This window comes from Paraburkholderia franconis, from assembly GCF_009362735.1.
GTDB lineage: Bacteria > Pseudomonadota > Gammaproteobacteria > Burkholderiales > Burkholderiaceae > Paraburkholderia > Paraburkholderia franconis.
In genome coordinates this window covers 1-25299 of sequence record NZ_WHNP01000006.1, presented here as the reverse complement: position 1 = coordinate 25299, position 25299 = coordinate 1, and the positions used below count along the sequence as shown (strand labels likewise).

General features: G+C 60.8%; 33 protein-coding genes. 26 read left to right on the top strand and 7 right to left on the bottom strand.

The window, feature by feature from the left end:
- Positions 1 to 18: 18 nt before the first annotated feature.
- From GCT13_RS08220 to GCT13_RS50530, 17 genes are all read left to right on the top strand, one after another.
- A complete protein-coding gene (locus tag GCT13_RS08220) occupies positions 19 to 636 on the top strand; it encodes a hypothetical protein (protein WP_152756787.1) in 618 nt (205 codons plus the stop codon).
- 30 nt (positions 637 to 666) lie between these two features.
- Positions 667 to 1596 carry a head decoration protein gene (locus GCT13_RS08215; RefSeq protein ID WP_152756784.1) on the top strand — a complete coding sequence of 310 codons (930 nt, stop codon included), beginning with the start codon at positions 667 to 669 and terminating at the stop codon, positions 1594 to 1596.
- Between the two features lie 92 nt (positions 1597 to 1688).
- Positions 1689 to 2753 (top strand): major capsid protein, encoded by a 1065-nt coding sequence (locus GCT13_RS08210; RefSeq protein ID WP_152756780.1) that lies wholly within the window; start codon positions 1689 to 1691, stop codon positions 2751 to 2753.
- Positions 2753 to 3091 carry a head-tail joining protein gene (locus tag GCT13_RS08205; RefSeq protein WP_152756777.1) on the top strand — a complete coding sequence of 113 codons (339 nt, stop codon included), beginning with the start codon at positions 2753 to 2755 and terminating at the stop codon, positions 3089 to 3091. Before GCT13_RS08210 ends, GCT13_RS08205 begins: the two co-directional genes overlap by 1 nt.
- Entirely contained in the window at positions 3084 to 3686 is a 603-nt protein-coding gene (locus GCT13_RS08200; RefSeq protein WP_152756774.1) for a hypothetical protein, read from the top strand. Before GCT13_RS08205 ends, GCT13_RS08200 begins: the two co-directional genes overlap by 8 nt.
- A gap of 11 nt (positions 3687 to 3697) precedes the next feature.
- Positions 3698 to 3886 (top strand): DUF2635 domain-containing protein, encoded by a 189-nt coding sequence (locus GCT13_RS08195; protein WP_152756771.1) that lies wholly within the window; start codon positions 3698 to 3700, stop codon positions 3884 to 3886.
- The gene (locus GCT13_RS08190; protein WP_152756769.1) at positions 3883 to 5373 is read left to right on the top strand and encodes a phage tail sheath subtilisin-like domain-containing protein; all 1491 of its coding nucleotides are present in this window, start codon (positions 3883 to 3885) and stop codon (positions 5371 to 5373) included. Before GCT13_RS08195 ends, GCT13_RS08190 begins: the two co-directional genes overlap by 4 nt.
- 66 nt (positions 5374 to 5439) lie before the next feature.
- Complete coding sequence (locus tag GCT13_RS08185) at positions 5440 to 5814, top strand: phage tail tube protein (RefSeq protein ID WP_090861975.1); 375 nt, start codon at positions 5440 to 5442, stop codon at positions 5812 to 5814.
- Positions 5815 to 5817: 3 nt separating this feature from the next.
- On the top strand, positions 5818 to 6378 hold the full coding sequence (locus GCT13_RS08180) for a phage tail assembly protein (protein ID WP_152756767.1): 561 nt from the start codon (positions 5818 to 5820) through the stop codon (positions 6376 to 6378).
- Between the two features lie 163 nt (positions 6379 to 6541).
- Positions 6542 to 7966 (top strand): DNA circularization protein, encoded by a 1425-nt coding sequence (locus GCT13_RS08175; RefSeq protein ID WP_152756765.1) that lies wholly within the window; start codon positions 6542 to 6544, stop codon positions 7964 to 7966.
- A 99-nt stretch (positions 7967 to 8065) separates the two neighbouring features.
- Positions 8066 to 9580 carry a phage tail tip lysozyme gene (locus GCT13_RS08170; protein ID WP_227746763.1) on the top strand — a complete coding sequence of 505 codons (1515 nt, stop codon included), beginning with the start codon at positions 8066 to 8068 and terminating at the stop codon, positions 9578 to 9580.
- Positions 9580 to 10731, top strand: coding sequence for a phage baseplate assembly protein (locus GCT13_RS08165; protein WP_152756761.1), 1152 nt, complete (start codon positions 9580 to 9582; stop codon positions 10729 to 10731). The genes GCT13_RS08170 and GCT13_RS08165 overlap by 1 nt, the downstream gene beginning before the upstream one ends.
- Entirely contained in the window at positions 10731 to 11294 is a 564-nt protein-coding gene (locus GCT13_RS08160) for a phage baseplate assembly protein V (protein WP_321574251.1), read from the top strand. The genes GCT13_RS08165 and GCT13_RS08160 overlap by 1 nt, the downstream gene beginning before the upstream one ends.
- A gap of 3 nt (positions 11295 to 11297) precedes the next feature.
- A complete protein-coding gene (locus GCT13_RS08155; RefSeq protein WP_152756759.1) occupies positions 11298 to 11744 on the top strand; it encodes a phage GP46 family protein in 447 nt (148 codons plus the stop codon).
- A 1-nt stretch (position 11745) separates the two neighbouring features.
- Complete coding sequence (locus tag GCT13_RS08150) at positions 11746 to 12909, top strand: baseplate J/gp47 family protein (RefSeq protein WP_152756757.1); 1164 nt, start codon at positions 11746 to 11748, stop codon at positions 12907 to 12909.
- Between the two features lie 6 nt (positions 12910 to 12915).
- Positions 12916 to 13512, top strand: a complete 597-nt coding sequence (locus tag GCT13_RS08145; RefSeq protein ID WP_152756755.1) for a YmfQ family protein — start codon at positions 12916 to 12918, stop codon at positions 13510 to 13512.
- Between the two features lie 8 nt (positions 13513 to 13520).
- Positions 13521 to 14456: a hypothetical protein gene (locus tag GCT13_RS50530; protein ID WP_265335279.1), complete on the top strand. Its 936-nt coding sequence runs from the start codon at positions 13521 to 13523 to the stop codon at positions 14454 to 14456.
- 155 nt (positions 14457 to 14611) lie between these two features.
- On the opposite strand, the gene GCT13_RS08135 is transcribed toward GCT13_RS50530, so the two are convergent.
- From GCT13_RS08135 to GCT13_RS48235, 4 genes are all read right to left on the bottom strand, one after another.
- Positions 14612 to 15796, bottom strand: a complete 1185-nt coding sequence (locus GCT13_RS08135) for an acyltransferase family protein (protein ID WP_152756753.1) — start codon at positions 15794 to 15796, stop codon at positions 14612 to 14614.
- Between the two features lie 62 nt (positions 15797 to 15858).
- Entirely contained in the window at positions 15859 to 16659 is an 801-nt protein-coding gene (locus GCT13_RS08130; protein ID WP_152756751.1) for a hypothetical protein, read from the bottom strand.
- Positions 16660 to 16661: 2 nt separating this feature from the next.
- Positions 16662 to 17318, bottom strand: a complete 657-nt coding sequence (locus GCT13_RS08125; RefSeq protein ID WP_152757279.1) for a GDSL-type esterase/lipase family protein — start codon at positions 17316 to 17318, stop codon at positions 16662 to 16664.
- 185 nt (positions 17319 to 17503) lie between these two features.
- Entirely contained in the window at positions 17504 to 17788 is a 285-nt protein-coding gene (locus tag GCT13_RS48235; protein ID WP_193727606.1) for a hypothetical protein, read from the bottom strand.
- Positions 17789 to 17984: 196 nt separating this feature from the next.
- Here GCT13_RS48235 and GCT13_RS08120 point away from each other — a divergent pair, with 196 nt between their 5' ends.
- Genes GCT13_RS08120 through GCT13_RS08080 form a run of 9 tightly spaced genes read left to right on the top strand, consistent with a single transcriptional unit; the run spans position 17985 to position 22829 of the window.
- Positions 17985 to 18206, top strand: a complete 222-nt coding sequence (locus GCT13_RS08120) for a hypothetical protein (protein WP_090862001.1) — start codon at positions 17985 to 17987, stop codon at positions 18204 to 18206.
- Positions 18203 to 18673 carry a glycoside hydrolase family protein gene (locus tag GCT13_RS08115; RefSeq protein ID WP_152756749.1) on the top strand — a complete coding sequence of 157 codons (471 nt, stop codon included), beginning with the start codon at positions 18203 to 18205 and terminating at the stop codon, positions 18671 to 18673. The genes GCT13_RS08120 and GCT13_RS08115 overlap by 4 nt, the downstream gene beginning before the upstream one ends.
- Positions 18670 to 19077, top strand: a complete 408-nt coding sequence (locus GCT13_RS08110; RefSeq protein WP_152756747.1) for a hypothetical protein — start codon at positions 18670 to 18672, stop codon at positions 19075 to 19077. Before GCT13_RS08115 ends, GCT13_RS08110 begins: the two co-directional genes overlap by 4 nt.
- Positions 19074 to 19475, top strand: coding sequence for a hypothetical protein (locus tag GCT13_RS08105; protein WP_152756745.1), 402 nt, complete (start codon positions 19074 to 19076; stop codon positions 19473 to 19475). Before GCT13_RS08110 ends, GCT13_RS08105 begins: the two co-directional genes overlap by 4 nt.
- Positions 19476 to 19488: 13 nt before the next feature.
- Positions 19489 to 20757, top strand: coding sequence for a collagen-like triple helix repeat-containing protein (locus tag GCT13_RS49110; RefSeq protein WP_227746762.1), 1269 nt, complete (start codon positions 19489 to 19491; stop codon positions 20755 to 20757).
- A gap of 47 nt (positions 20758 to 20804) precedes the next feature.
- A complete protein-coding gene (locus GCT13_RS08095; protein ID WP_152756743.1) occupies positions 20805 to 21281 on the top strand; it encodes a hypothetical protein in 477 nt (158 codons plus the stop codon).
- Positions 21282 to 21289: 8 nt separating this feature from the next.
- Positions 21290 to 21574, top strand: a complete 285-nt coding sequence (locus GCT13_RS08090; RefSeq protein WP_193727605.1) for a hypothetical protein — start codon at positions 21290 to 21292, stop codon at positions 21572 to 21574.
- A gap of 41 nt (positions 21575 to 21615) precedes the next feature.
- The gene (locus GCT13_RS08085; RefSeq protein ID WP_152756741.1) at positions 21616 to 22098 is read left to right on the top strand and encodes a hypothetical protein; all 483 of its coding nucleotides are present in this window, start codon (positions 21616 to 21618) and stop codon (positions 22096 to 22098) included.
- Positions 22098 to 22829: a hypothetical protein gene (locus GCT13_RS08080; protein ID WP_152756739.1), complete on the top strand. Its 732-nt coding sequence runs from the start codon at positions 22098 to 22100 to the stop codon at positions 22827 to 22829. Before GCT13_RS08085 ends, GCT13_RS08080 begins: the two co-directional genes overlap by 1 nt.
- Here GCT13_RS08080 and GCT13_RS08075 read toward each other — a convergent pair.
- The 3 genes from GCT13_RS08075 to GCT13_RS08065 all read right to left on the bottom strand — a co-directional run bounded on the left by GCT13_RS08075 (position 22775) and on the right by GCT13_RS08065 (position 24640).
- Entirely contained in the window at positions 22775 to 23320 is a 546-nt protein-coding gene (locus GCT13_RS08075) for a hypothetical protein (protein WP_152756737.1), read from the bottom strand. The genes GCT13_RS08080 and GCT13_RS08075 overlap by 55 nt on opposite strands.
- Positions 23321 to 23724: 404 nt before the next feature.
- Positions 23725 to 23943: a hypothetical protein gene (locus GCT13_RS08070; protein ID WP_152756735.1), complete on the bottom strand. Its 219-nt coding sequence runs from the start codon at positions 23941 to 23943 to the stop codon at positions 23725 to 23727.
- Positions 23944 to 24349: 406 nt separating this feature from the next.
- On the bottom strand, positions 24350 to 24640 hold the full coding sequence (locus GCT13_RS08065) for a DUF3303 domain-containing protein (RefSeq protein WP_152756733.1): 291 nt from the start codon (positions 24638 to 24640) through the stop codon (positions 24350 to 24352).
- Between the last annotated feature and the right edge of the window lie 659 nt (positions 24641 to 25299).

Genomic DNA, 25299 nt, shown 5'->3' with positions numbered 1-25299 from the left:
CCCCCAAGAGGTTTACACATGAGTATTCGCACCCTCGCGGCGCGCGGGCTCTCGTTCGCCCATCTCGCCGGTTTGCCTTCGCGTGCTGCACGTGCGGCGGAACAGGATGACGAGCGCAAGCAGCGTGACGGCGAGTCCGATGACGACTACGCCAAGCGCATGGAAGAGCTCGACGACGAAGAAGAGCAGGCGCGGAAAGCCGAGGAAGAGCGCAAGGAAGAGGAGGCGCGCAAGGCCGAGGAAGAACGCCAGAAGGAAGAGGAATCTCGTCGGGCCGAAGAAGACAAGGATAGCGATCCGGCGGCTGATGACGATGACGACGAAATGCGCGGCAAGAGCGCCGTTGCTCGTGCGCGTCGACGCGAGCGTGCTCGCTGCGCAGCGATCTTTGCATCGCCGGCTGCTGCTCGCAACCCTGTTCTCGCAGCAAATCTGGCATTCAAAGGCCAGATGAAGCGTAGCGAGGCGCTCGCGTTGCTCGAAGGAACGCCCGCTCCCGCATCTGCGGCGCATGCAAATCGTGCCGCGCGAAACCCGAACCTTGGTGCAGACGGCGGCGCTAAACCGTCTCAGCAGCAAGCATTAGCGGCACGCTGGGATGCGAATCTCAAGGCCGCAAACCCGCACCGCCGCTAATCAACCATTCTGCCCCAAAGGAACTGAACCATGGGTAATCCGACTTACACGCCGTTTCAGGAAAACTGGCACAACGGTGGCTTTCTCGTCTCGCAGGCGAACGGCCATCAATCGATCGAGCAGGGCACGCTGACCGGTGGCGTCAAGGTCTTGGCTGGCACGGTGCTCGGCACCATCCTGTCTGCTCTGACAGCAGCAGCTGCCGCGCTCGGCACGAACACCGGCAACGGTACGTTCGGCGCGATCACGCCGCAGGCCGCGCCGGCGACGATGATCGGCGCGTATCTCGTGTCGCTCACGAGCTCGTCGGCATTCACGGTCACGGCACCGGACGGCCAAACGGCCACCGGCACCGTCGGCAGCGCTTTCAGCGGTCTCGGCATCGGCTTCACGATCACCGCTGGCGGCACGCCGTTCGCGGCTGGCGACTCGTTCACGCTGACGACCACGGCGACGCCGGGCAATCCGTCGATCGCCTCGGCGGCCGGCACGAACACCGGCAACGGCACGATCGGCTCGCTGAGCGTGCAGGGTTACGCGGCGAAGGCCGGTGTGTATTCGGTCGAGTTCGACGATGCGACGCACTTCGTCGTCACCGATCCGACGGGTGCTGAAGTCGGTCACGGCACGACGGGCGTTGCCTTCAAAGCCGGCGGTCTCTCGTTCACGATCACCGCAGGCGGCACGGCGTTCGCCGCTGGCGATAGCTTCACGGTCACGGTCGCGGCCGGCTCGAGCAAGTACAAGCCGTTCGATCCCGCGAACGTCGACGGTTCGCAGGTGCCGAGCGGCATCCTGTTCGCCACGAAGGACGTCACGAGCGCGGACAAGCCGTGCGCGGTGGTTGTGCGCCTCGCCGAAGTCAATTCTTCGGAGTTGGTGTGGCCGACGGGCATGAGCGCCGCGGCGATCACCGCCTCGCTCGCGCAGCTGAAGGCGCTGACCATCATTCCGCGCTAATCGCCACCTGACCAGACGCCGCCCACTAGCGGCTTTTCGTGAATGCATTGAGGCCGCCACCAAGGCGGCTTTTCTTTTTTAAGGAATAAGCCATGGCTGGCGAAATCATCGACATTTTTAACAGCGACGCATTCAGCGCGCTGGCCCTCACGCAGGGTGTGCAACGCAACCCCTACCAACCGGGCGCACTCGGTCAACTGAACATCTTCGACGAGAATCCGATCCGCACGACGGCGGTGTCTGTTGAAGAACGCACGGGTACGCTGAAGCTGATTGGCTTCAGCGAGCGCGGCGCGGAAGGTACGCAACGTACGACCGAAAAGCGCAAGATGCGCTACTTCGACGTGCCGCGTCTGATGCACGACGACACGATCCACACGTACGAAATCCAGAACATCCGCGAGTTCCCGGAAGGTCCGACCGGCCAGATCGTGACGGTGCCGATGCAGCTCGAACGCGAAGTGGCGCGCCGTCTTGCAGGCCCGACGGGCTTGCTCGCAAGCGTCGAGTACACGAAGGAGTATCTGCGCCTCGCCGCTGTCCAGGGCATGGTGCTGAACCCCGCCGACGGAACCGTTCTGTACAACTGGTTCGACGAATTCCAGATCGCGCAGGCGACGGAAGTCGCCTTCAATCTGGCCGCAGGCGTTGCGAACAGCCTCCGTCCGATCATCAACGGTGTGAAACGCTACATGGCGCGCAAGGCGCAGGGCGCGTTCACGAACCAGACGAAGATCATGGCGCTCTGCGGCGACGTGTTCTACGACCAGTTCTCGAATCATCCGGACGTGATCCGTACGTTCCTGAACTGGGAAGGCGCGAAGGACATCCGCAACGATGCATTCGGCGATGCGTTCAGCTCGTTCGATTTCGACGGTATCACCTGGGTGAACTACCGCGGCTCGGACGACAACTCGACCGTCAAGATCGCGGACGACAAGGTCAAGTTCTTCCCCGTGAACGCACCTGGCATCTTCCAGGAGGTGCTGGCTCCGGGCGAGTCGGCAGAGTTCATCAATCAGCCCGGGGCGCCGGTCTACGTGCTGCCGATCATCGACCGCGATCGCCGCATGTGGTGGAAGATGGAGGTCTACTCCTACCCGCTGTACCTCTGCACTCGTCCGGAAGTTCTCGTCGGCGGCCGTTCGGAGGCTTAATGCCTATCGACTGGAATGCCGTGGTCATCGGCCCGCTGCAGGGCGTTTTCGGCGAGCCTGTGTCCTATACGTCGATCCTCGGCGGGTCATTCCAGATCAGCGGCGTGTACGACAAGGCTTTCTTCGCCGTCAACGTCGAGACCGGATCACTGGTCTCGACATCTCAGCCAACGCTAGGTGTGCAACTTTCGCAATTCCCATCGAACTATCTACCCCAGCAAGGCGATCAGGCTCTGATCATCGGAACGGGTGAGCAGTGGGAAGTGCGCGAGGTGCATTCGGATGGCAAGGGCGGCGCCCGCCTGATGCTCAACGTACCGGGGCAAACCGATGTCTGATCAGACCGCACGCGCGGGATTCCGCGTTGCGCTGCTGTCCGTGCTAGGCACCTTGCAGAACGTGAATCTGTATTCGCCTGGTGACTGGAACGTGACGGCGGCGAAGCTGCCGGCGATCAAGGTCCGGTATGGCGGAGAAGAAAAGAAGTCTCTCGGCAATAACGGTCAGACCGCATTTGACACGACGAGCGTCTTCGAGATTCGCGTCGAAGTGTCGGGGCGATCGGGCCCGGCTGCGCTGCTCGCGCTCGAAGGCCTTCAGGCTGACATCGAGGCTGCAATTTTCAAGAGCGTGCCGCTGCGCAACCTCGCGCAGGACTTCCCGTTCATGCGTACGCAGACCGACGTGAGCGCAGACGGCGAGACGCACATCGGCGGGATGCTGATCTCTCTGGGCGTGCAGATGTACGAGACGTTCTATCCGGATGTCACGGCGCAGCTCACGGAGATCGATCTGGCGGCAGACCTGATCAACGTGTTCGATCCGACAGAGACGTACCCGAATCCGCCTTTCCCTGATGCAGTAACGCCGGCGCCGCGAACCGAAGGGCCCGATGGCCGGGCTGAAGGCTTCGTCAAGGCCACATTCACTTAAAGGAGTGACGAATGATCGTCAAACCTGCACCGGGCCTCAAAGTGCGGCATCCGGTCACGAAGCAGTTTCTGCCGCCCGAAGGCATCGAAGTGCCGGATGGCGATATTTTCTGGACGCGCGTAGCTAACGACGGTGATGTCGTGATTGAAACGCCGACGCCCGCAACCGTAACTAAGAAGGCTGGGGGTGACGCGCAATGACCATCCCGTTCAAACAGATCCCGCAGAACCTGCGCACGCCGCTGTTCTTCGCCGAGATCGACAGCTCGCACGCGAACACTGCTGTCGCGAATCAGCGCGCGCTGCTGATCGGACCGATGACGACGGGCGCGGCCGCCGCGAACGTGCCGCTCCTGTCGGCCGGCACGGGCGACGCGAACACGCAATTCGGCGCGAACTCAGTACTCGCGCTGATGACGGCGGCCTATCGCCAGAACGACCAGTTCGGCGAACTTTGGTGTTTGCCGCTGGCTGACGCTGCCGGCGCGACCGCGGCAACTGGTTCGATCGCGATTACCGGTGCGCCGACGGCCAATGGCACGCTGGCGCTGTATATCGCCGGCCAACTGGTCTCGGTCGCGGTGACCTCAGGTCAAACGACGGCGCAGGTTGCCACGGCTCTCGCCGCAGCGATCAACGCGATTCCGGGCATGCCGGCAACCGCAGTTGCGTCGACAAGCACTGTCAATCTGACGGCTGACAACAAGGGCCTCGTCGGCAACGACATCGACGTTCGCTTCAACTATCAGGGCGCGGCGAACGGCGAAGTGTTTCCGACAGGTTTCGCCGCGACGATCACCGCGATGGCCGGTGGCGCGACGAATCCGACGCTGACGACCGCGCTCGGCAACCTGCTCGACATGCCGTTCGACTTCATCGCGTGCGCGCTCACGGACACGACGTCGATGGACGCCATCAAGGCGTTCCTGAACGACTCGACGGGTCGATGGAGCTGGCAGCAACAGGTGTTCGGGCATGCGTTCTACGCGTACCGCGCGACCTGGGCGAATCAGACGACGTTCGGCACGGCGCGGAACAATCAGCACGAAACAGTGATGGGCTTCAACGATTCGCCGACGCCCGCGTGGCAGTGGGCATCGGCGATCGCCGCGGTCACCGCCGTGAGCGTGCGCGCTGATCCGGGCATTCCGATGCAGACGGTTGCGCTGACCGGTGTGTTGGCGCCGCCGCTGCAATCGCGCTTCAACCTGAGCCAGCGCAACACGCTGCTCTATGACGGCATCTCGACATTCACAGTCGCCGACGATGGCACGGTGGCGATCGAAAACCTGATCACGACGTACCAGACGAACGCGTCGGGCCAGCCAGACAACAGCTATCTCGAAATCGAGACGATGTTCCTGCTGACCTACGTGCTGCGCCGGCTGCGCACGATGGTCACGACGAAATACGCGCGCGTGAAGCTCGCGGCCGACGGAACGCGCTTCGCTCCGGGTTCAGGGATCGTCACGCCGAAGATCATCAAGGCCGACCAGATTGCTGAATACCGCGCGATGGAATACGAAGGCTACGTGCAGGGCAGCGACATCTTCGCGCAGTCGATCATCGTGGAACAAAACGCCTCAAACCCTAACCGCGTGGACGTCCTTTGGCCGGGGATTTTGATTAACCAGTTGCGCATCTTCGCGCTGCTGGCGCAGTTCCGCCTGTCGGCCACGCAGTCCTGATCTGTCCGTCAAACGCAAAGCGCCGCCCGCTAACCCGGGCGGCGTTGTCATTTCTGGGAGCCATAGATGGCGAACAACACAGGCCTTATTGCCGGCACCGCGTATCTGACGGCCGACGGGGTGAATTACCAGCTCGAAGGCGAACTGAAGTACGACGTCGGCAGTGTGACGCGCGAGTCGAAGTCCGGGCAGGACACGGTGCACGGCTTCAGCGAAATGCCGAAGCCTCCATACATCAGCGCGTCGATTCGTGATTCCGGCGGTCTCAGCCTCGCTGCATTCAACGCGATGCGCAACGTGACGCTCGTGCTCGAGCTAGCGAACGGCAAGACGGTCATCGGACGCAACATGTGGACGGTGGAAGCGCAGGAAGTCGACACGGTCGAGGCGAAGTTCACGTGCCGTTGGGAAGGCCTGCAGAACGCGGTCACGGAGCAGTAAGCGATGAGCGATACGAAAACGATCGTCCTGCGCAAGCCGCTTAAGCACGGCAAGGGCGACGCGGAGAAAACCGTCTCGGAGATCACGCTTCGCGAGCCGCTCGCCGGCGACTACGAGAAGGCAGAGCAATCCGCCGGTGTGTATGGCACGTCGATCGCGCTGATTGCTCTACTCAGTGGCGTGCCTGTCGACGTGATCGACCAGATGTACGGCAGCCAGATCGACGAGGCCGAAGACTTCGTTGCATCGTTTGGTCACGATGCCGCGCGGAATCCAGAGAGGAGCGCGGACGAGATCGTCATTCAGTTGACGAAGCCCGTCCAACTCACGAAGGACGACAGCGCGCTAAACCTGGCCTCGCTTTCGCTTTGCGAGCCGACGAATGCGCAGAAGCGAAAAGCCGAAGCGGCGGGCGGTCCGTTCGCACGCATGGTCGCGCTGATCAGCCTGATCGGCAAGGTGCCGAAAAGCTCCGTGCGCGCGCTGTGCGCTCGGGATTTCCTCGAAGCCGCGGCGTATTTCAACGGTTTTCAGGTTCGGCGATCACCGGACTCGGACGACTGATCGCCGCACGGGTCTCGATTCCGGAGTGGTGGGATGACCGTCTCGCCGAGTTGACGCACATGATGCGTTGGCCTCCGGATGCGGTCGAGCAGATGACAGAATCCGAGACCCTGCGCTGGCTCGAAAGAGCGCTGCGCCTGGGCAAACGCATTGGAGTTGGCGCATGAACATCGGTGGCGGCGCAGGCGCCGTGCTCAGCACCGCCTCGGGGATTTCCAATCTGGCGAGTTCGCTCGCCGCGCGGCTTGGCGGATCGGCTGCGTCGTATTTCGAACAGTTGCGCCCCGCATCATATCGAGGTGTGCCGTTCGTATCGCTCGGAAGTGAGGCGGCATTCGGTCGTCGCAATCAGGTTCACCAATATCCGCAGCGTGACACGCCGTGGATCGAAGATCTCGGGCGCGGCGCGCGGCGCATCCGTATGTATGGCTTCGTCATCGGTGACGACGTCATCATGCAACGCGATGTGATGATCGCCGCAGTTGAGACGGCTGGTGATGGAGAGTTGATCCATCCGACGCTCGGCAGGCTCAACGTCAACCTGGACGGCTTCCGAAGCATCGAGCATTGGGAGCGCGGCCGGTATTTCGAGTTTCAGTTCGAGTTCGTCGAGGCCGGGCAGCGTACATACCCGACCGCCGAAACCGCGACGACGCAGTCGGTGCTGAACGCGGTGACGGGTTTGAACGTTGCGGCCGCGTTGAATTTCGCTAAGACCGCGCTGAATGCCATTGCATATGGCGCCGCCGTGCTAGGGACCGTCGTCAACACCGCGCTCGGCTGGTACACGTACGCGAAGAACATCGTCGGCGACGCGCGAAACCTGTTTCAGCTGCTGTTCAACCTGCCGGGTGACTTCGGTCGCTTCGCGGGCAGCGCGACGGTTCCGACGTTCAGCAAGTATCCGAGCTCGTCGGTGCAGTCGAATCAGACGACGCAGTCGATGATCGAGGCCGCGACGACGGCGCGCGCGAACGTCAGCACGGCAGCAGACACGATGGCGGCCGCTGCAGCAGGTTTCGACGCGACGACGGTCGACACCTTCACCTCGTCGGTTCAAGGGGTGACGTCTGCTGTTCTGGCGGCGACGAACGATCCGAATGACTCGATTCGACTGCTGTCGTCGCTTTCAACGTTCGTTCCGAATGCGGGCACGACGACGTCTGTGATCGGCACGGCGATGGGCGATATGCAGTCGGCGTGCAGCGATCTGTTCCGTCGCACGTCGATTGGCGCGGTCGCACAGGCCTCGTCGACATATCAGCCGTCGTCGAGCGACGATGCGGCGCGCGTGCGCGATCTCGTGACCGATCTGATCGACGCTGAGATGACGGTCGCAGGGGACCAGGGCGAAGACGAGACGTATGAGGCGCTCTCGACGCTGCGCGCGGCGGTCGTCGCTGACCTGAACAAGCGCGGCGCGGGTCTGTCGTCGATCAAGACGTTCAGTTTGCCTGCGCCGATGCCGTCTCTCGCGCTGGCGACGAGGATTTATCGCGATCCGACGCGTGCTGACGAGCTCGTCGCGCAGGCGAATCCTGTGCACCCTGCATTCATGCCTACGACCTTCAAGGCGTTGGCGAACTGATCCTCGAGCGGGTTCATGGCAAGCAAAATCTCCATTGCGATCACCGCGAAGAATCAGGCATCCGGCCCGATCGGGCAGGTGACGAACAGCCTTTCGAAGTTGCAGGCGCAGGCGAACAAAGGCAAGTTGAATAGTCTCGGCAGTTCGATCGCAGCCGGATTCAGTTCGAACAGCGGCGCGATCTCCGAGATTGCCAGCTTCGTCGGAAAGGCTGGAATCATCGGTGGCGTCACGGCGCTGACGTTCAAGATCGCCCAGCTCGAGTCACAGTGGGCCTCGTCGGTGCGCTCGATGAGCAATCTGGCGGTGCGCAGCGGATTGTCGACGACGAGCGCGTTCGGCGTGCAATACGCGGGCCGTCTTGCCGGTCTGTCGGCCGAACAAGCGAACGGCGGCATTGAGCAGGTGCGGCAGACGTACAGCGATGCGATCAACAACCGCAATCCGGAGGCGCTCAAACGCTTCCAGGCCGCGGGCATCTCGACTGATCCGAATCGGCTGGAGTCAATTGAATCGGTTCTGACGAAACTCGCGGCGTATGCGGAAGCGCTGCGCGGTCAAGGTAAGTATGGCGGCGCCCAGAACTTCCTGAATGCGGCGGGCGCAGGTTCGCTTGTCGACTTTCTGAATCGCGGTCCGGCTCAGGTCGCATCTGATCTTGAGACCGCGAAGGCGTATATCCCGGATGAGCAGGACATTCAACGCGCTCGGGAATATGCCGATGCGTCGTCCAAGTTGAGCATTACCTACGACCGGCTGAAGACGACGGTGCTGAGTGGCGTCGAGCCTGCGCTGAACTCGCTGCTAAACGGCATTCAGTTCTTTTTTGACGTGGCCGGTGGTCGCGGCAGGCCGCAGGCCCAGCCGAGCGGATCCGACGCCACCAGTCAGCGGCTATGGAACGGATTCGAGCGTTTCGGCAATTCTCTGCGTGGCAACGGTCCCGTCACCATGGCCGAACTGAATGGTTCGCCCGCTCAAGGGACTGCTCAGGGCGATCGTGAGCCAACTGTCACCGCTCGTGGCGGAAAACTTGAGCAGGCGCGTTCCATGGTCGAGTGGTACATGAATCATGGTGCGAGCAGGACGGCGGCTATCGGCATTACCGCGAACGCATTCCGTGAAAGCAGCCTTGACGAGCGAGCCGTCGATTCAACTGGCAAGTTTCGCGGGCTATTCCAGTGGGGGCCCGAGCGTCGAAAGTTGTATGAGCAGCAATTCGGGCGCCCGCTCGATCTGGAGACGCCTGAGCAACAGATGGCCTTTTCAGTGTGGGAGCTGAACCACAACGAGAAGGGAACAGCTAAGGCGCTCGCGGATGCGACGGATGCACCCGACGCAGCCGCGAAATTCTCGTCGCTGTATGAGCGACCGACAGACGTGAAGGGTGAGGCCCAGATCCGTTCGGGGATCGCTCGTGATCTGGACAGCCAGCTTGGTCAGGGCGTTTCGGGCGAAGGAGGCAAGGTGCGCGTCGAGATTGTCCACAAGAATGCGCCGCCGGGCACCAGCACGAACATCACGTCGTCTCCGAACGTGGACACGCAACTGAAAACAGATCGCCAGCAGGCACCGCTGGGCGACCAATACGCCTTTTCACCTGGTAATTTCTGATGCCGAATGCAGATCGCATTGTCGACGCCGTAGGTGCGAAGCCCGGCGCCGACGAAGTGCGCGTGCTGCTGACGCAGGACGGTCTCGTGCTTACCGGGTGGAAGTCGGTGCGGATCACGCGCTCGATCGAGGTCGCGACGTCGTCGTTCATCCTGACGTGCTCTGCTGATGCGAACACGCTGAAGCTGGTTTCGAAGGAGGGCGCGCCGGTCACGATCTCGATTGGCGACAGCGTCGTCCTATCGGGATTCGTCGAGACGATCGAGACGATTCTGACGCCGCGCTCGCACGACATCACGATCTCCGGTCGCGGGAAGGTGGCCGATCTTGTCGACTGCTCGTGCCGTATTGACCGCGTCAACGCAAACGTCGGCTTGCTCGATCTGTGCAAAAGCATCGCGAGCCAGTATTCGATCGATGTGTTCGTGCCGTCGAACGGAACGCAGAAGGCGCTCGACGCGCTCCCTCCGTTGCCTCGACAGATCATCAGTATCACCGAAACGGCGTGGGAAGTCATCGAGCGCTATGCGCGCTACTGCGGGATGCTCGTCTTCGAGAGCGAAGAAGGCGAGTTGACGATCTCGCAGGCCGGGACGGAACTCGGTGCGTCGGGTGTCGCCGTCGGTAACAACGCCGAAGCGATCGTCTGCACAAAAAGCACGCTCGGGACATTCAGCACATACAACGCCGTTCTCAGCGCATACAGTGCGGGTGCGGATGACGAGAGCATTCCGAACCTGCCCGTCATCACAGTGGTGAACAACTCGACGACGGCGAACGCGCTTCGGTTTAGGCCGACATATTTCGTATCGGAGCAGAGCGCGACGGATCGCGATTTCGTCACGAAGCGCGTGAACTGGATGGCCTCGCGTGCTTATGGGCGGTCTCGGCGTGTGCGCGCGTTGGTGGACAACTGGCGCGATGCGAGCGGCTCGCCGTGGTTCGTGAATGTCAATTATCCGGTTTCGGCCGACGCTGCCGGCATCCCGGCGAACACGGTCCTGCTTCTCGCCGAAGTGACGTTCATCCTCAGCGAGGCCGGCACGCACGCCGAGCTCGTGTTCGGGCCGCGTCAAGGTTTCCTGCCTGAGCCGATCGCGCTCGATGTCCTGCCGATGGACGAATCGACGCAAACACCTGCGGAGCAATAGTGCTGAGCGATTTGAACAGGCTGGCGCGCCGGATACTGCTGTTGATGGCGCGCGGCGCGATTGCGCTCGTCGACGACACGAAGAGCGTGCAGACGTTGCAGGTCCGGCTGAACGCGCTCGAGTTGATCCCCGATGTGCCGCGCTACGCCGAATTCGGATTCACGTCGAATCCGCCAGCCGGTACGCAGGCGCTTGTCGCGTTCAAAAACGGCGATCGAAACGACGGATTCGTGATCGCGACATCGAACGCGAAATACCGAATGACAGGGCTCGCATCCGGGGAGGTCGCGATCCACGATAGCCGGGGGCAGTCGGTCTATCTGACGGCTTCCGGAATCATCGTGAATGGCGGTGGAAACCCGATCACGTTCACGAATGCGCCGGAGGTGATCGCGGATACACCGCTGCTGAAGTGCAAGGGCGACATCCTCGACAACTACCAGACGAACACTCGGACGGTGGCCGGAATGCGCCAGGTCGCGAATTCGCATACGCACCCGATCAATAACGTGCAGACGGGCAGCAGCACGATCAACTCGCAGCCGCCGACGCAACAGGAGTAACGCATGTCAGACATCTCTGTCATCTGGGACGTCGACAACAGCCGCGGAGACTGGCAATTCATCGCGCCGGCGCTGGTGACTGGCAACGATCTGCAGGCGGCCGTGCTCGTCAGCATCTTCACCGATCGCGCCGCGAATCCGGACGACACGATCCCGGATGGGACGGGCGATCCGCGCGGATGGTGGGGCGACATCGGCGAAGACAAGCCGATTGGCTCGCGTCTCTGGTTGCTCGACAGATCGAAGCAGACGCAGGAAGTGCTGAACAACGCGCGCGACTACATCAACGAGGCGCTTCAATGGCTCATTGATGACGGCGTGGTCGCGAGTATCGATGTGCAGACGCAGTGGGTGCGCGACACGTTTCTCGGCGCGCAGATCACGCTCTATCAACCGACGGGCACGCAGATCTCTATGACCTACGCGTGGGCCTGGCAACAGCTCTCCTGACATGCCATTCCAAAGAAAGACGCTCACCACCTTGATCTCTGAGGTGGCGGCAGACATTTCGTCGGCACTTCAGGGTGCCGACGCGCTGTTGCGGTTTGCCGTTCTCAAGATCATCGGCAAGGTTCTCGCCGGACTGACCAACCTCCAGTTTGGCTATCTCGACTGGATCGCGCGCATGGCCGTGCCGTTCACTGCCGAAGACGAATATCTCGAAGGCTGGTCTGCGCTGAAAGACGTCTATCGGAAGGCGGCGACGCAGTCTCAGCTGACCGCACAATTTCCGGGTACGACGGGGAAGGTGCTCAGCGCGGGCACAGCAGTCGCGCGTGGTGATGGCGTGACTTACACGACGTCGACGACGGGGACGGTGGACGGGACTGGCAATGTGTCGGTGACCATCGTCGCCGATGTGGCGGGCTCGGCGGGCAATGCGGATGCTGGGACGGCCGTATCGCTGAGCGTCGCTGTCGACGGAATCCAGCAAGGCGGCGCGATCACCGGGACCGTGGCCTCTGGTGCGGACATCGAAATAGACGATGATCTGCGCAGCCGCATGCTCGACGCCTACCAGAGCACTCCACAGGGCGGCGACGTCGAGGACTATGTTGAGTGGGCGCTGGCTGTCGCGGGCGTCACGCGCGCGTGGTGCGCGGCGAACGGATTCGGTGCTGGTACGGTTGTCGTCTACACGATGTGGTACAACGCGGAAGTGGCGCATGGCGGGTTTCCGCAGGGCACCGACGGCGTCTCGCAAAACGATAAAGGACCGGGCGGGATACCGCGCGGAACAGTCGCGGCCGGCGATCAACTCGTCGTTGCGGATTCAATTGTCGCGAAGCAGCCGGTAACGGCGCTCGTTTATTCGTGCGCTCCGATCGCCAACAACTTGACGATCACGCTATCTGGGTTGACATCAGCAACGACAGCGACACGCAACGCGATTTCCGCAGCCATTGCCGATGTGCTGTTCCGCAACGGCGATCCGCGTGCGGGCACGATCAACCGGGACGACATAGCAGCGGCGATCCGATCTGTCTCGGGGACGAGCGGCTTCCTGATCACGTTGATTCAGGGCGTCGTCGGCACGACGACCACCACCTATTCAGGGAACATCACCAGCGGGTTCGGGCAGCTTCCCGTCCTCGCGAGCGTGCTTTACGTCTGAGGCTCCATGCTCGCACCGAACTACACGGCGGCCGACTTCCTGAAGGCGCTGCAAGGGCTGATGCCGCGCGGGCGAGTCTGGCCGCGCGATCCTGATGCGGTGCAAACGCAGGTTCTATCCGGTTTGGCACCGAGCTACGAGCGCGCGACGGCGCGCGCGAACTATCTGCTGAAGGACGCATTCCCTGCAACGACGTACGAGCTGCTGCCCGAGTGGGAGTCGACGCTCGGGCTTCCAGACCCATGCGCCGGATCTGCCCCATCGATCGCACAGAGGCAGGCGCAGGTGCTTGCGCGCTTCGTCGGTGTGGGCGGTCCGACGATCGCGAGCCTGACGGCATTCGCTGCAAACCTCGGCTACACGGTCACAGTCGCCCAATTTGCCCCGGCACGAGTTGGTCAAAGCAGGGTAGGCCAACCACTCTGCGGTCTCGCGTGGGCCTTTGCGTGGCAGATCACGGCCCCGCTAAACACCGTCGTGCGCTCGCGTGTCGGTATCTCAGCCGCAGGTGATCCCTTGGCGTCATGGGGAAACTCGGTTCTTGAGTGTGAAATCAAGGCAATCATGCCTGCGCACACGATTCCAATCTTTGCATACGCATAAGAGGGCATATGTTTCGTATCGACGACGCAACTGCGGCAACATCGCTTCCCGTTCCGGAGGCAGCCGGCACCGAAGGCTATTGGACCGAAGGAAACCCTGCGACAGGTGTACCAGCTACGCTCGAGCGCGCGAGCTGGTTCAACATGGTCCAAGAAGAAATTCGCAATGTTGTCGTTGCGGCGGGCCTGACTCCCAGCAAGACGACGTACACGCAATTGCGTGATGCGATCAAGAACCTGTACGGTCCCGGACGACTGCTGCGCACAAGCGTTTATGCGATCGTCAGCGGTCAGCAGCAGGTTTCCGTGAATGGCAGCGCATTCGCGACCACGGGCGCAACGACTTTCGTTCCGTTGTCGAATACATCGACCGTTATTGGTGAAGCGCAGGGCGGCGGTGCGGCTGGAGGTGGCGCAGGCGGTGCTGGAGCATCGACGGTTTCCATGGGTGCTCCCGGCGGCTCTGGTTCATATGGAAAATCAATATGGCCAGTCGCAACAATCGGTGCCTCGCAAACCATCACGGTAGGCGCAGGCGGAGCAGGCGTGTCGAATGGCACTGGCGGGAATGGCGGATCTTCATCGATCGGGTCGCTGCTTACAGCTCCTGGAGGCGTTGGAGGTGGACCGCAGAACAATCAAACCCCCCCCGCTGCGAACGGAAACGGATCGTTCTCGACTGCTCCGACCGGAGCGAATCTGATCTCTATTCGCGGTACTTCCGTTCAAGCCTCTTTGGGTCTGTCGACGAGCGCCGCGATTGCCGGGACTGGAGGTGGAACTCCTTTCGGTCTTGGGGCCACAGGACCAGGAATTAACACTACCGGCATCGCAGCAGTGAACTATGGGACCGCCGGAAGCGGGGTTGTCGTTAATCAATCCGGCGGGAACGCTGCAGGCGGAGCAGGCTTTTCAGGCGTTGTCGTGATGACGGAGTATGCGTAAATGAAGACTTATGCACGCATTGAAGGCGGCAAGGTATTTGAGCTCATCAAACCGATGAGCGACGAAAACGGGAATGAGATACCGATAGAAAATCGGTTCACTCCCGAGTTCGTGGAAAGCTTAGTCGACGTGACAAGCATCTCGCCCGCCCCGGATCAAGGCTGGTCGGCGACCAGCTCTGAGGGAGTGTGGACTTTCGCTCCTCCCGCCTGAGGGATGATGCTTTGGGAGGTTGCCGGTCGGTGTCTCTTCATCAGGAGGCGCTGCACCGGCTTCTCGATCATGAGGTAGCTGGCGGAAGCGATAAAAATTAGAGCAGCGAGGAATGCAACTGTCGACACGGTTTGAGCCTGGTTCCACGTGACGAACATCTTCATCAAGATCTGATGCAACATATAGATCGAGAAGCTCACGTGTCCGAGAAATGCAAGCGGTTTCGCTGACAGCGCCTTCCCAAACAATCCTCGGCCTGATGCGGCAACTGCTATCAGGATCGCGAACGCCCATGAAGATCCGTTCTCATGGAAGATAACTTGCAGTGCAGATGGCGGGATTCCATTTCGAACCGGCCATATGCTGATCGACAGCCACGCGGTTATTATCAGCAGTATTGCGCCTTCAGCGGCTGTCCATGCCGCCAGTGAAAGCTGTGATCTCTTGATGTAACGATCCCACAATACCCAGGTCGACATTCCAAGGCAGAACTCAAAGCCACGCACTAGCGGATTTGCGTAAAGTGCCGAGGCGATCGTGATCTGGTCCATATCGCCATTCGATGGAAAGCGATGGTAGATCGCTGCTATGACGACAGCGACGAGTGCGGATCCGGCCATTTTCCAATGCCATGTCCGCTTGATGTTGATGAGCAGCAAGGGGAAGGCAAGATAGAAGAACGCTTCGGCTGATATGCTCCATGACGCGCTGTTATAGCTGAACGTGTAAGCCGTGAATGGAAATAGTGACTGCGTCAGCGTCAGGTTGGACGCGAGCAGATACCACTTGCTGAACATACCCGGGCCGTCGAACGTGATCGAGTCTGGACGCACGAATGTCACTAGCATCAGCAGAGCAAATATGTGTACCGGCCACAACCGCGCGAAGCGCGCGAACATGAAGCGGCCGTATCCTGGGAATGGCTTCGATGTGTAGACGTGGCTCAGGATGAAGCCAGACAGGACAAAAAAGAAGCTGACGCCCTGCACGAGCGAGCCGGGCGCATGTTGCAACCATGGCCATGAAAAGTAGAGCTTGGAGTGCAGCACGACGATCATCATCGCCGCGACGAACCGCAGGCTCGTCAATGGCTTAAGGTCGGCAACGTCGCCATGGGAAGGGTTCATTTTGGGCCGGAAGGTTATTAATGCCTCGCGCGCGAATATTACCAGACCTTACCGGCACCTCTTCAGAACTTGACCTTCAGCTCGATAGCATCCGCATCGTTCCATAGCGGAGGAATCGCGCGCTGATTGCTGTTCACCCTCATGAAGTAGTGGCGATATGACAGCGTGAATCGTCCATTGCCGACCGATGCTCCGACGAGCGGCGCGACGGACCAGTACGCGTCCTCGACATGCAGGTTCTGAGGCGCGACAGCCGGACTCACTTGCCAGCCGACGATGTCCTCGGACCAACTATCGCGGTGGACGTATGCGCCGGCTTCGATACCGAGACGGACGCCGTCGATCCAGTAATACGGCTCGATGGTCAGCGCGACACCTTGCGATCGACCATATCCGGTGAAGTAGGCCTGCGGCGCGGAGAATTTATCCGTGTACTGGTGGGTGCTCGCATTATAGTTCTCGTCCCGAGGCGTGCACGCACATGAGGCGGAGGCGCGACCGAGGTTGACATACTCGGCATGCCAGTCCATGCCCCATTTACCGCGACTGATGATAGGTCCGGTGAAGCCTGCCGAAAAGGCGGGCGGCTTACTTGTCAACTGGTTGTTGGCGCCAGGCATGCCTTGCTGGTACCAGCGACCGTCCTCTGTTGTGTAATGTGCAGCGCCAATGCCGAGTTCGGCCTGCACATAGTCGTTGATGTAATCGGCATGAGCCGAAGCCGCTGCACAGCCGAGTGACATAGTGACAGCCGCCGCGCGCCAGCGTGAACCGGCACCACGATTCGTTCTCGATTCTGCAACCGGTTGATGCCGACTGCGGCGAAGGCGCGAAGATTGAACCACCCGATTTTGCGTGTGCATGATCATTCTCCGAGCGCAGCTTTGACGAGCGGCGCAATGACAGCGAGTTCTTGAGTTGCCTTGAATTGCTGCAGAGATTCATCGGGCAGTGTGCACGTCGAATCCATGTGTGCACGCCAATCAGTCAGCGCAGAAATCGCGGCATAGTTATCAATCACCGGCACGTTGTAAGTCGCGCCGGCTGCTTTTATCGCAGCGGCGTAGTTCGCCGTGAACGGGTGATCGCTGTCGCACGTCGGAGACGGGGTTTCGATAACGGGTCTTCTACCAGCGTCGCGAACAATCTGGATCGCCTGCGCAAGGTACCCGCTGAAGTCGGACACTGATTCGCCGCCGTATTGCTCGTTCAGGCCATAGCTAATGATGACAATTGTCGATTGCGTCGCCGTTAGGCGTTGCGCGAACGCCGCACCGCCGCCATCCATTCCGTCAAGCAGATTCGGCAGGCTTGCAGCACGGCCGCCTGTCGCGTGGTTGGCGACAGTGATGCCCGTATCGTTGAACTGCTTCCGCAGCGCGTCTTGTAGGCTCGCTGAAGCAGGCTTGATCATGGTCGGCATGCCGAAGCCATAGGACGCGATTCCCATCGAAGCATCATCACCATAGACATCGATATTGACGATAGGAGTTGACGCAGGACCCGGATCGCTTGCGGGCATCGGAGTCGAGGCTGCAACGGGTGCTGACGTTGCCGGATCCGACGCCGCGACGGGTGCTGATGCTTCGACGGGTGCCGATGCCGGCGCTGCGGGAATAACGATCGAAGGAATGACGGGCTTGGCTACTGGCTGCGCGGTCGACTGATCGTTGCCGCCGCAAGCTGCCAGGCAAGCAGTGATGCCGATTACAGCTGCTGCTCTCCATCCTCCAATTCGATGACGGCGCCGATCTCGCGGCCTCGCGCATGAAGTTGCTCGACGCTGGTGATGGGGCCATGCATGAGCTGCCAGTTGGCCATGCCGTACATCAGGACATGAAAGCCCATCTCGCGCTTGTCCTCGTCCGAAAGGTACTTGTGGAATTGCCGGCCTGTGGCCACGCCGAACATCCGGGCCATCTGAGTATTCGTAAAGGACAGTTGCTCTTTGAGGAGCCGAAGCCCTTGCTGTGGGGGTGCCTGATAGTGCATGGGCGGCCGTTCCAATGGGATGCGCGAGCGCGCGAAAAGTGTGTCGCATGATGGGTTCCTTTCGGAGTATCGGGCACCGCGAAATGCTTAGCCCTGTGCGTCGAAGCATATCACCCCTAGGGTGATTGTCAAGCATCAGATAACGATCGACCAACAGCCGCCATCGAGCGGCTTTTTTCTTTTACGGGGTAACTCGATGCCTATTGGCGACCAGGTCGCGGAAATCGCGCGCAGTGACGTTGCGGCGAGCGCCGCGAAATCGGCTCTCCCCGTTTCGGTAGCGGGCATGCATTGGATGGGGTTTCAGCTTTCCGACTGGGTCATGGTCACGACGATTCTCTACACGATCCTGCAGATCATCTTCCTGTTGAAGGATCGCCTGTTCACGAAGGGTAAGCATAAGAGGGGCAGCAAATGATCCTGTCTCTACTCGATGCGGAGCTGCGTCGGGACGAGGGCGTTCGATACGTCCCATATCTAGACACTGCAGACCCGCCGAAGCGGACCGTCGGCGTCGGCCACAACATGGATGTCTCGCCGCTGCCGGCCGGTTGGGCATTCCCGCTGGCTGATGCGCAGGTGAACCAGCTGCTCGATCGCGACGTGTCGACGACTCTCGCGAAGCTCGACAAGTATCTGCCGTGGTGGCGACACATGGACGAAGTACGTCAGCGCGTGATCGCGAATATGTGCTTCAACCTCGGCATCGGCAACGCGGCGCTCGGCACAGGTCTGCTCGGTTTCAAGAACACGCTCGCGGCTATGCAGCGCGGCTCGTTTGGCATTGCCGCTGCGGGCATGAAGGCCTCGAAGTGGTACGCACAGGTCGGCCTGCGTGGCGTGCGCCTCTGCAAGGCAATGGAAACGGGAGTGATGCCGACATGAGCAAAGCAAAGATCGTCCGCGATAGCGACGGGCTGTTCTACGGGATCAAGATCTTATGTCCCGGTTGTCTGTATTCGAACGGCGCGCCGATGGATCATGTTCTGCCGACGCACTGGTTGCCGCCCGGTGAGACACAGCACTCTCCGCACATTTCGTGGAAGGACCGCTGGAGCTTCAACGGCGATTTCGATAAGCCGGTGTTCGGGCCGAGTCTGAACACGTGGTGGGGAGGTGAGACCTACAAACGCGAGAACGGTGAGGAATGGGGTATCCCCCTGCATCGCTGCCATTCGTTCATCGGATGCAGCGGCGCGCAGCCTGGGCAGATCACATTCCTCGGCGACTGCACGCACGCCCTCGCAAACCAGACGGTCGACCTGCCCGATGTGGATGGTGATGCATGAGCGCCGACGTCTTCCACTTCGTCATCGAACAGGGATCGGACTGGCCGCGGCAGGTCGTCATCAAGAACGACGACGGCACCGTCATCAAACTGGTCGGTGCATCGGCACAGCTTCAGGTTCGCGCGGCACCGGGCAACACGCAGACCGTCGTCGCGCTTTCTACTTCCGACGGATCAATGACGCTCGATGGGCCGAACGGGAAGTTGAGCTGGAATCTTCCAGGTGCACAGACGGCCGCGATCTCCATACCGGCCGTCCTTCCCGTTCCACTTGGTCCGAAGGGTTCCGGGTATCTGCTCGGCGGGTACGACCTGCTCGTTAAGGACGGCTCGGGGCGGCTCATCAAGTATCTCACCGGCAACGTCTATCTCATTCCGGACTACACGCGTCCGTTCTGAAGGAAACCCACATATGAGCGTTATTGAAGTGAGCACGCCGGGTCCGCAAGGGCCTGCGGGTCCAGCCGGAGCGAATGGCACCAATGGCGCCAACGGTGCGACTGGTCCGCAAGGTCCACAAGGCATCCCCGGTGCGTACGCGCGCTGGGACGGCCACTCAACATACATCGGCCTGGTTGCCGGTCGCACCAGTTGCGCGAGTGACAAGATCACGACGGCGCTGGAATTCAACAGCCGTTCCGCCCATGTCGCGGTCGTTGATATTTCGTCGATTGGAGCCGCAGTTGCTGGCTGGTACATCGGCTATGGCGATAGCACGCCATTCGGCGAGAAAGCGATCGGCGCGGATTCGCAGCGCAAGGTCAGCATCGAGTACAACGGGCAGATCGCGCATCTGACATTCGGCGGCCCGCAACAGACGACGGGCACGTGCTACAACTTCTCGACGCTGTATTCGGACCTGACGACGCTCCCCTTCACCATTCCGAAGGGCGCAACTTTCTTCGTGCGCGAGCATGGCGTGGTCGGTGTGGGCGGCACGATCCCTGTCGCCAATACCGGGAATCCGGCACGCAATACCGCTGCTGGCGACTGCTTCGAATATGGCACAGGCCTTCCCGATCGCAGCGGCGATACAGGCACCTTCGCCAGCACTGACACGCCGTATTTGCGCCCAGTGGCGCTCTTCGGTCCGACGAACGTTCACTCCTACAGCTGCTCGGGCGACAGTCGTGTTGTCGGCTTGCAGGATGACGGCGCGAACAATCTGCACGTCGGCGAGCAGGCGCGCGCGATCGGCAGCAGCGCGGGCTATACGAACCTCGCCATCGTTGGTGAGGCAATGTCGTCGGTGGGCAGTACCACGCTCAACGGCGTGTTCAATACGCTGTACACGCAGCGTGGCGACATCATCCGGCGCTTCTGCACGCGAGTCATCTGCAACTACGGCATCAACGACGTGGTGAACAACCAGTCGGCGCAGCAGATGTCGGTGTCGGCGCAAGCGCTGCGCGCGATGTTCCCACAGCAGCAGTTCTACTGGACGACCCAGATGGCCGAAGGCCCGAATCCGCCGTACACCACGATCGGCGCGGCGTTCAACAACTTCATCATGGCTTCCGTCGGCGGCTTCCTCGACGGGGCATTCGACGTTGCGACGGCGCTTTCGACGGCGCGCAACTCATGCACATATGGGAGTTCTAGTTGGGTATCGAACGACGGCGTTCATGAAAGCCCGGCTGGTTATGCCATCGCAGCCGGCGCGATTCAGTTGCCCGCGTAATCCTTAACTTCAAATAGCCCCGCTCGGGGCTTTTTTCGTTTACGGCTATGACACAAGCACACACCGAGCGCGAAACGCTGTCGGTCGCAGTGAACATCCCTGAGCACGCGGACCGCAAGACGACGGCTCTATTCGAACGCACGCGGAAGATCCTGCTCGAGCGCGAAGGCGCGCGCTGCTTCATCTGCAATTCGACGGCTGAGCAATCCGGCCATCCACTCGAAGCACATCACCATCCGATCGAGCGCTCGCTTGCCGAGCTGATCGACTGGGACCGTTTCAAGCAGGATGCGCTGTCCGGTTACTGGGGTCCGCATATTCAGGCGTTCGACTGGGACAGCTTCACCGACTGGACGCAGTTCGTTGATGACATGACCGTCAACGGGCTGTTGCTCTGCAAGGCGCATCACATCGGAAAGGACGAGGGCATCCACACGATGCCTTTCCCGCTATACATCGCGCAGAAGTACGCAAAGGAGGGCTATCAGTTCTCCGACGTCGAACTCATCCACCACGCAACGTAGGAGCATTCATGAAGCAACAAACCTCCAGCGTCATCACCGGCGGCATCACGATCAGCGCTGCAACGCTCGAACCCGCAGTGAGCTGGGCACTCGCGGCAATCTTCCACGCGCCAGTTCCGGATAGCGTCTCGGCGCTCGTTACTGGCGTGGTCGCGGCGGCCGTGCATGCAGGCATCAACGCCTTGCGCAACCGTAGCGCCGCGAAAGCCTCGCTGCTCACGCCGGGCGTGATGATCAATCCGGCAAACGTCGCAGCGCCCGCGGTGACGGTGCCCGCCAACGCTCAGCAGTAAATCCCCGCCGCGCTCGCGGCATCCTCGAAGGAAATCCCGAAATGAAAAAGCTCATGCTGCTTGCGGCAGGCCTCATGCTGTCCGCTCTCTTTTCCGGTTGCGCTGGCGTTCAAGTCAAACCCGTCTCGCTGCCGATCATCCCGCCGGCGCAACTCGCCGAGCAGTTCTGCCCGATCGTGAAGGCTGATCTCGACATCCTGTCGACGTCGCCGCTGCTCTCGCAAGCCCAGAAGGACAAGCTGCTTTCCGTCTCGCCGATCAATGACGCGGTGTGCTCGGCATCGGCCACGATCCAGTTGACGGACCTTCAGTCATTCAACAACACGTTGTTCCCGGCTGTGACGGCCATCGTCGCCGCGGTTCCCGCGATTCCGAATCAACCTGCCATTCTGCTAGCGCTCCAGCTCGCGCAGCCGCTGTTGAATCAGGTTGTTGCGGATGCGATCGCAGCATCAAAGGCTAGCGCCGCGACGGCGTCGTTGGGTGCTGTTGCGGCTTCTGCACCTGTCGCCGCGAGCCAGTAATGGACTGGCAGGCCCTCGTTTTAGCCTGCCGGCGCGCGAACGCTTCGTACATCGAGAACGACGACGCCTCAAAGAGGGCTTTTGAGGCGCTTGGCGACGTTTGGGTGTCGCAGCTACAGGACGATAGCCACCAGGCCGTTCTATCCGTCGATTCGTCCGGCGCAACGTGGCTATCGATCAGCGGCACGCGGTCCAGCGACGGTCAATTGGCTGACGTCTGGCGCGATGTTCAACTCGCACCTGTCGAGATCAATGGAGGTCATGTCACGCAAGGCGCGGCATCGGGTATGCAAAACGTCTTCGACTGGGCGTTGTCGACCGCTCCATCCGGAGCCGCGCTGAACCTGACTGGTCATTCGCTCGGGGCCGTGAGCGTATCCGTGGCGCCCGCATACGTTCCTGCGGGGCGCATCGGGAAGATTTTCAGCGTGGCCGCGCCCAAGTTTATCGCGGCGGATTTCTTCACGTCGCATGCCGCAGTGTTTCAACGGCTGACGGCTTGCGTCAACTCAGCGGACGGGTGGGCAAGCTGGCCGTGGTTCGACCGTCGCTGGCAATATCGCGCGCCGGTCCAAACCGTTTGGCTCAAAAACGATCAAGGCGCGTTCCAGATGCTTGACGACGGCAACAAGTGGCCGGGTGGCTGGCGCTTCTCTGATCATGACATCGATAGCTATCAGGCGCGGCTCGCGAGTATCTCGGCGATGTCCTCGGCCCCAGGTGTTGCGTAGATTTCATCTGGCATGTCGGGCCAATATCTGTTTCCCTTGGCGGCGTTCTCGCTTCCCGGAATGACCGCCAAGTTTGCTTCGCAATGCAGCCCGCAGACTATCCTCTCCCCCTTGAATGGTCCCGATTTCGCAACGGGGCCAAGCAAGGGGACGATGTGATCGACGTGATAGTACTCGCCCGTAACCATGCCTAGAAAATCGGCGGCCTTGTAGAATTCCCCAATCTTCTTTTTGCTTGCCCATGCCGGCGTAGCTTGGATTTTCGCGGCATCGCGGTACGCCACCTCGGCGTTCCTCTTTGCCTTATTTGCTTGTCGCCATGTTTTGGATACAGCGCGCCGCTCCGGAGCCGTCCGAGAATACCAGGCATTCTTGGTTTCGCGAGTCTTATGTATGTCCTTGTAATACCGCTCAAGTGACCGTCGATTGACCTCGTCCCTGTTGGCTTCGCGGTAGGCGGCAGAATAGGCTATCTGTTCGTCGCGTTCCAAGACGTAATTCTGGCGAGCGTATTCGAGGGCGCGCTCACGATTCGCCTGATACCACTCGCGGGATCGAGTACGACCGCGCTCCGGATTTGCCCTGTGTCGTGCAGACTGGTCTGCCACACGGCATTTCTTGCACCAGCTAACTGGCTCGTTCCGCTTCCCATTCCAAGAAAACTCGGAAAAATATTTCGACGCGCCGCATTTCGCGCATCGCCTAGCGAACAAGTCGCCTTGTATGTCCAGCGATAGGATATGCTTGGCCTTAGCCAATTGCCGTGATCCTCACATGATCAGGTGAAAGGTCAGGGGCACTTGAGCGCTCCAACGCCCTGTGTCCCGCCTCTTTATTCTACTGTGTTTCCATACAGTATTGCGGCATAAAACAGTCTGAGGCCTGTATTCCGTTTTTACAGGCTGCGGCTTGTATTCAATCGACCGCCATCGGCGGGCTCGTCATCCGAGCCAGTCGCGCGCACCCAGAACACGCATCCATACTCGCCGTTCGCCTGCACCTGGACGCGATCGCCGCGCAGGCAGACCGCGTGAGCGGTGCCCGCCATGTCACCACCCCAATGCTCGCATTCGCGGCACGCGTGCTTCGTCCCGTATGGATCGCGTAGGCTCATTTCGACACCTGTATATGCATACAGTATCGATGCTACACTGACTGCGGAAATCCCGTCTAATACCGAAACCCGGAAGTCCACCGCAAGCGGGTTTTCGCAGCGCAATTTTTAGGCAGGCATTAGACAGTTTCCTGGGATTGCTAATCGTGTCGCGCCTCTCCGCCGACTGCCACCCCGCATGGGGTGCAGGTGGTCGGAGGTTCAAATCCTCTCGCCCCGACCAGATGGGCAAAAGGACTTACGGTGCAAGCCGTAAGTCCTTTTTTCTTTGTATCGTCTATGCGCCATCGGTCGGCATCTATAGAGCGAGAAGACGCAAGTGCATCGGTATCCTGATTAACCAGCCGGCCACCGCTACCAGCCTGCGCATGCCCTCAAAGCGGTCAGGCGACAAGGTCTCGCCACCTCACTTACCCGCCTGAGCCTGATACGCCCCCAGCGCTGCCCCGAGTTCCTCATCGGTGACAGCCGGCGAGATGGTGAACTCGAAGATATCGCCCCACTGCAGCATCCACGCCGCCATGGGCGCGGTGCTGTCGGCCTCGATGATCGCGCATCCGCTCAACTCACCGATCGAATGCCATCGTCCGAGCATCTTGATGCCATCGGGTGGCAAGGCGCCGCCCGTTTTCATAAAACGTTCGATGGCCGATTGCTGCGCCGTCGGTTGCCCGTTCCACTGAACAATGAACTTCATTGGAGACCTCCACTCGACTCGCGACAGTGCCGGCCAGTGGCAAGCCGTCACCACCGTGACAGACGCCGCAGCGCGCGGCGCGTGAGAGCCTGTATCGGACGCGGATTCGTCCTACGTTATCCAGCATTCCGTGCAGCCACCGTGGCGCCCTAAAGCTCGCTCAAAGAAATGATAGGCAGCGTCTGTGCAACTTCCATCGGCGAAGCTGCGATTTCGATCGAGCTCTGTGTGACATCCCGCATTAGCAAGCGCATCCCGCGGCTTTAAGTTTCCGTTAAGGCTGCGCTCATAGAGTATTTGGGCGTTTAGACGATGCTGTAGGTGTTGCGAGGAGTCGTCGGACGCTTCTTGGTCCGCCGGGGGGCGAACCAGACGAAGACCATCGTCGATGCGCATTCGACCGCCGCAAGGGTGCCAGATGGCGTGTGGTAAAGCGGCCGATCAGCCTTCGCCCGAGGGCTGTGGGGGTGGCCATTCGAACCCGGTGCTTCGCCGGGTTTTTTCTTTTTCGACGCGGTGCGGGCTACACAAACGCGTCGATCCGGCTTTGCGCGGCCCTAAGCCGCGCCGCACCTGAGTGCGTCAGAAGCCCGTCGTTTGGCCTATGCCGTTTGCCGCGCGAACGTCGTGCAATCGCCGTGCAAAACTGTATAAACATA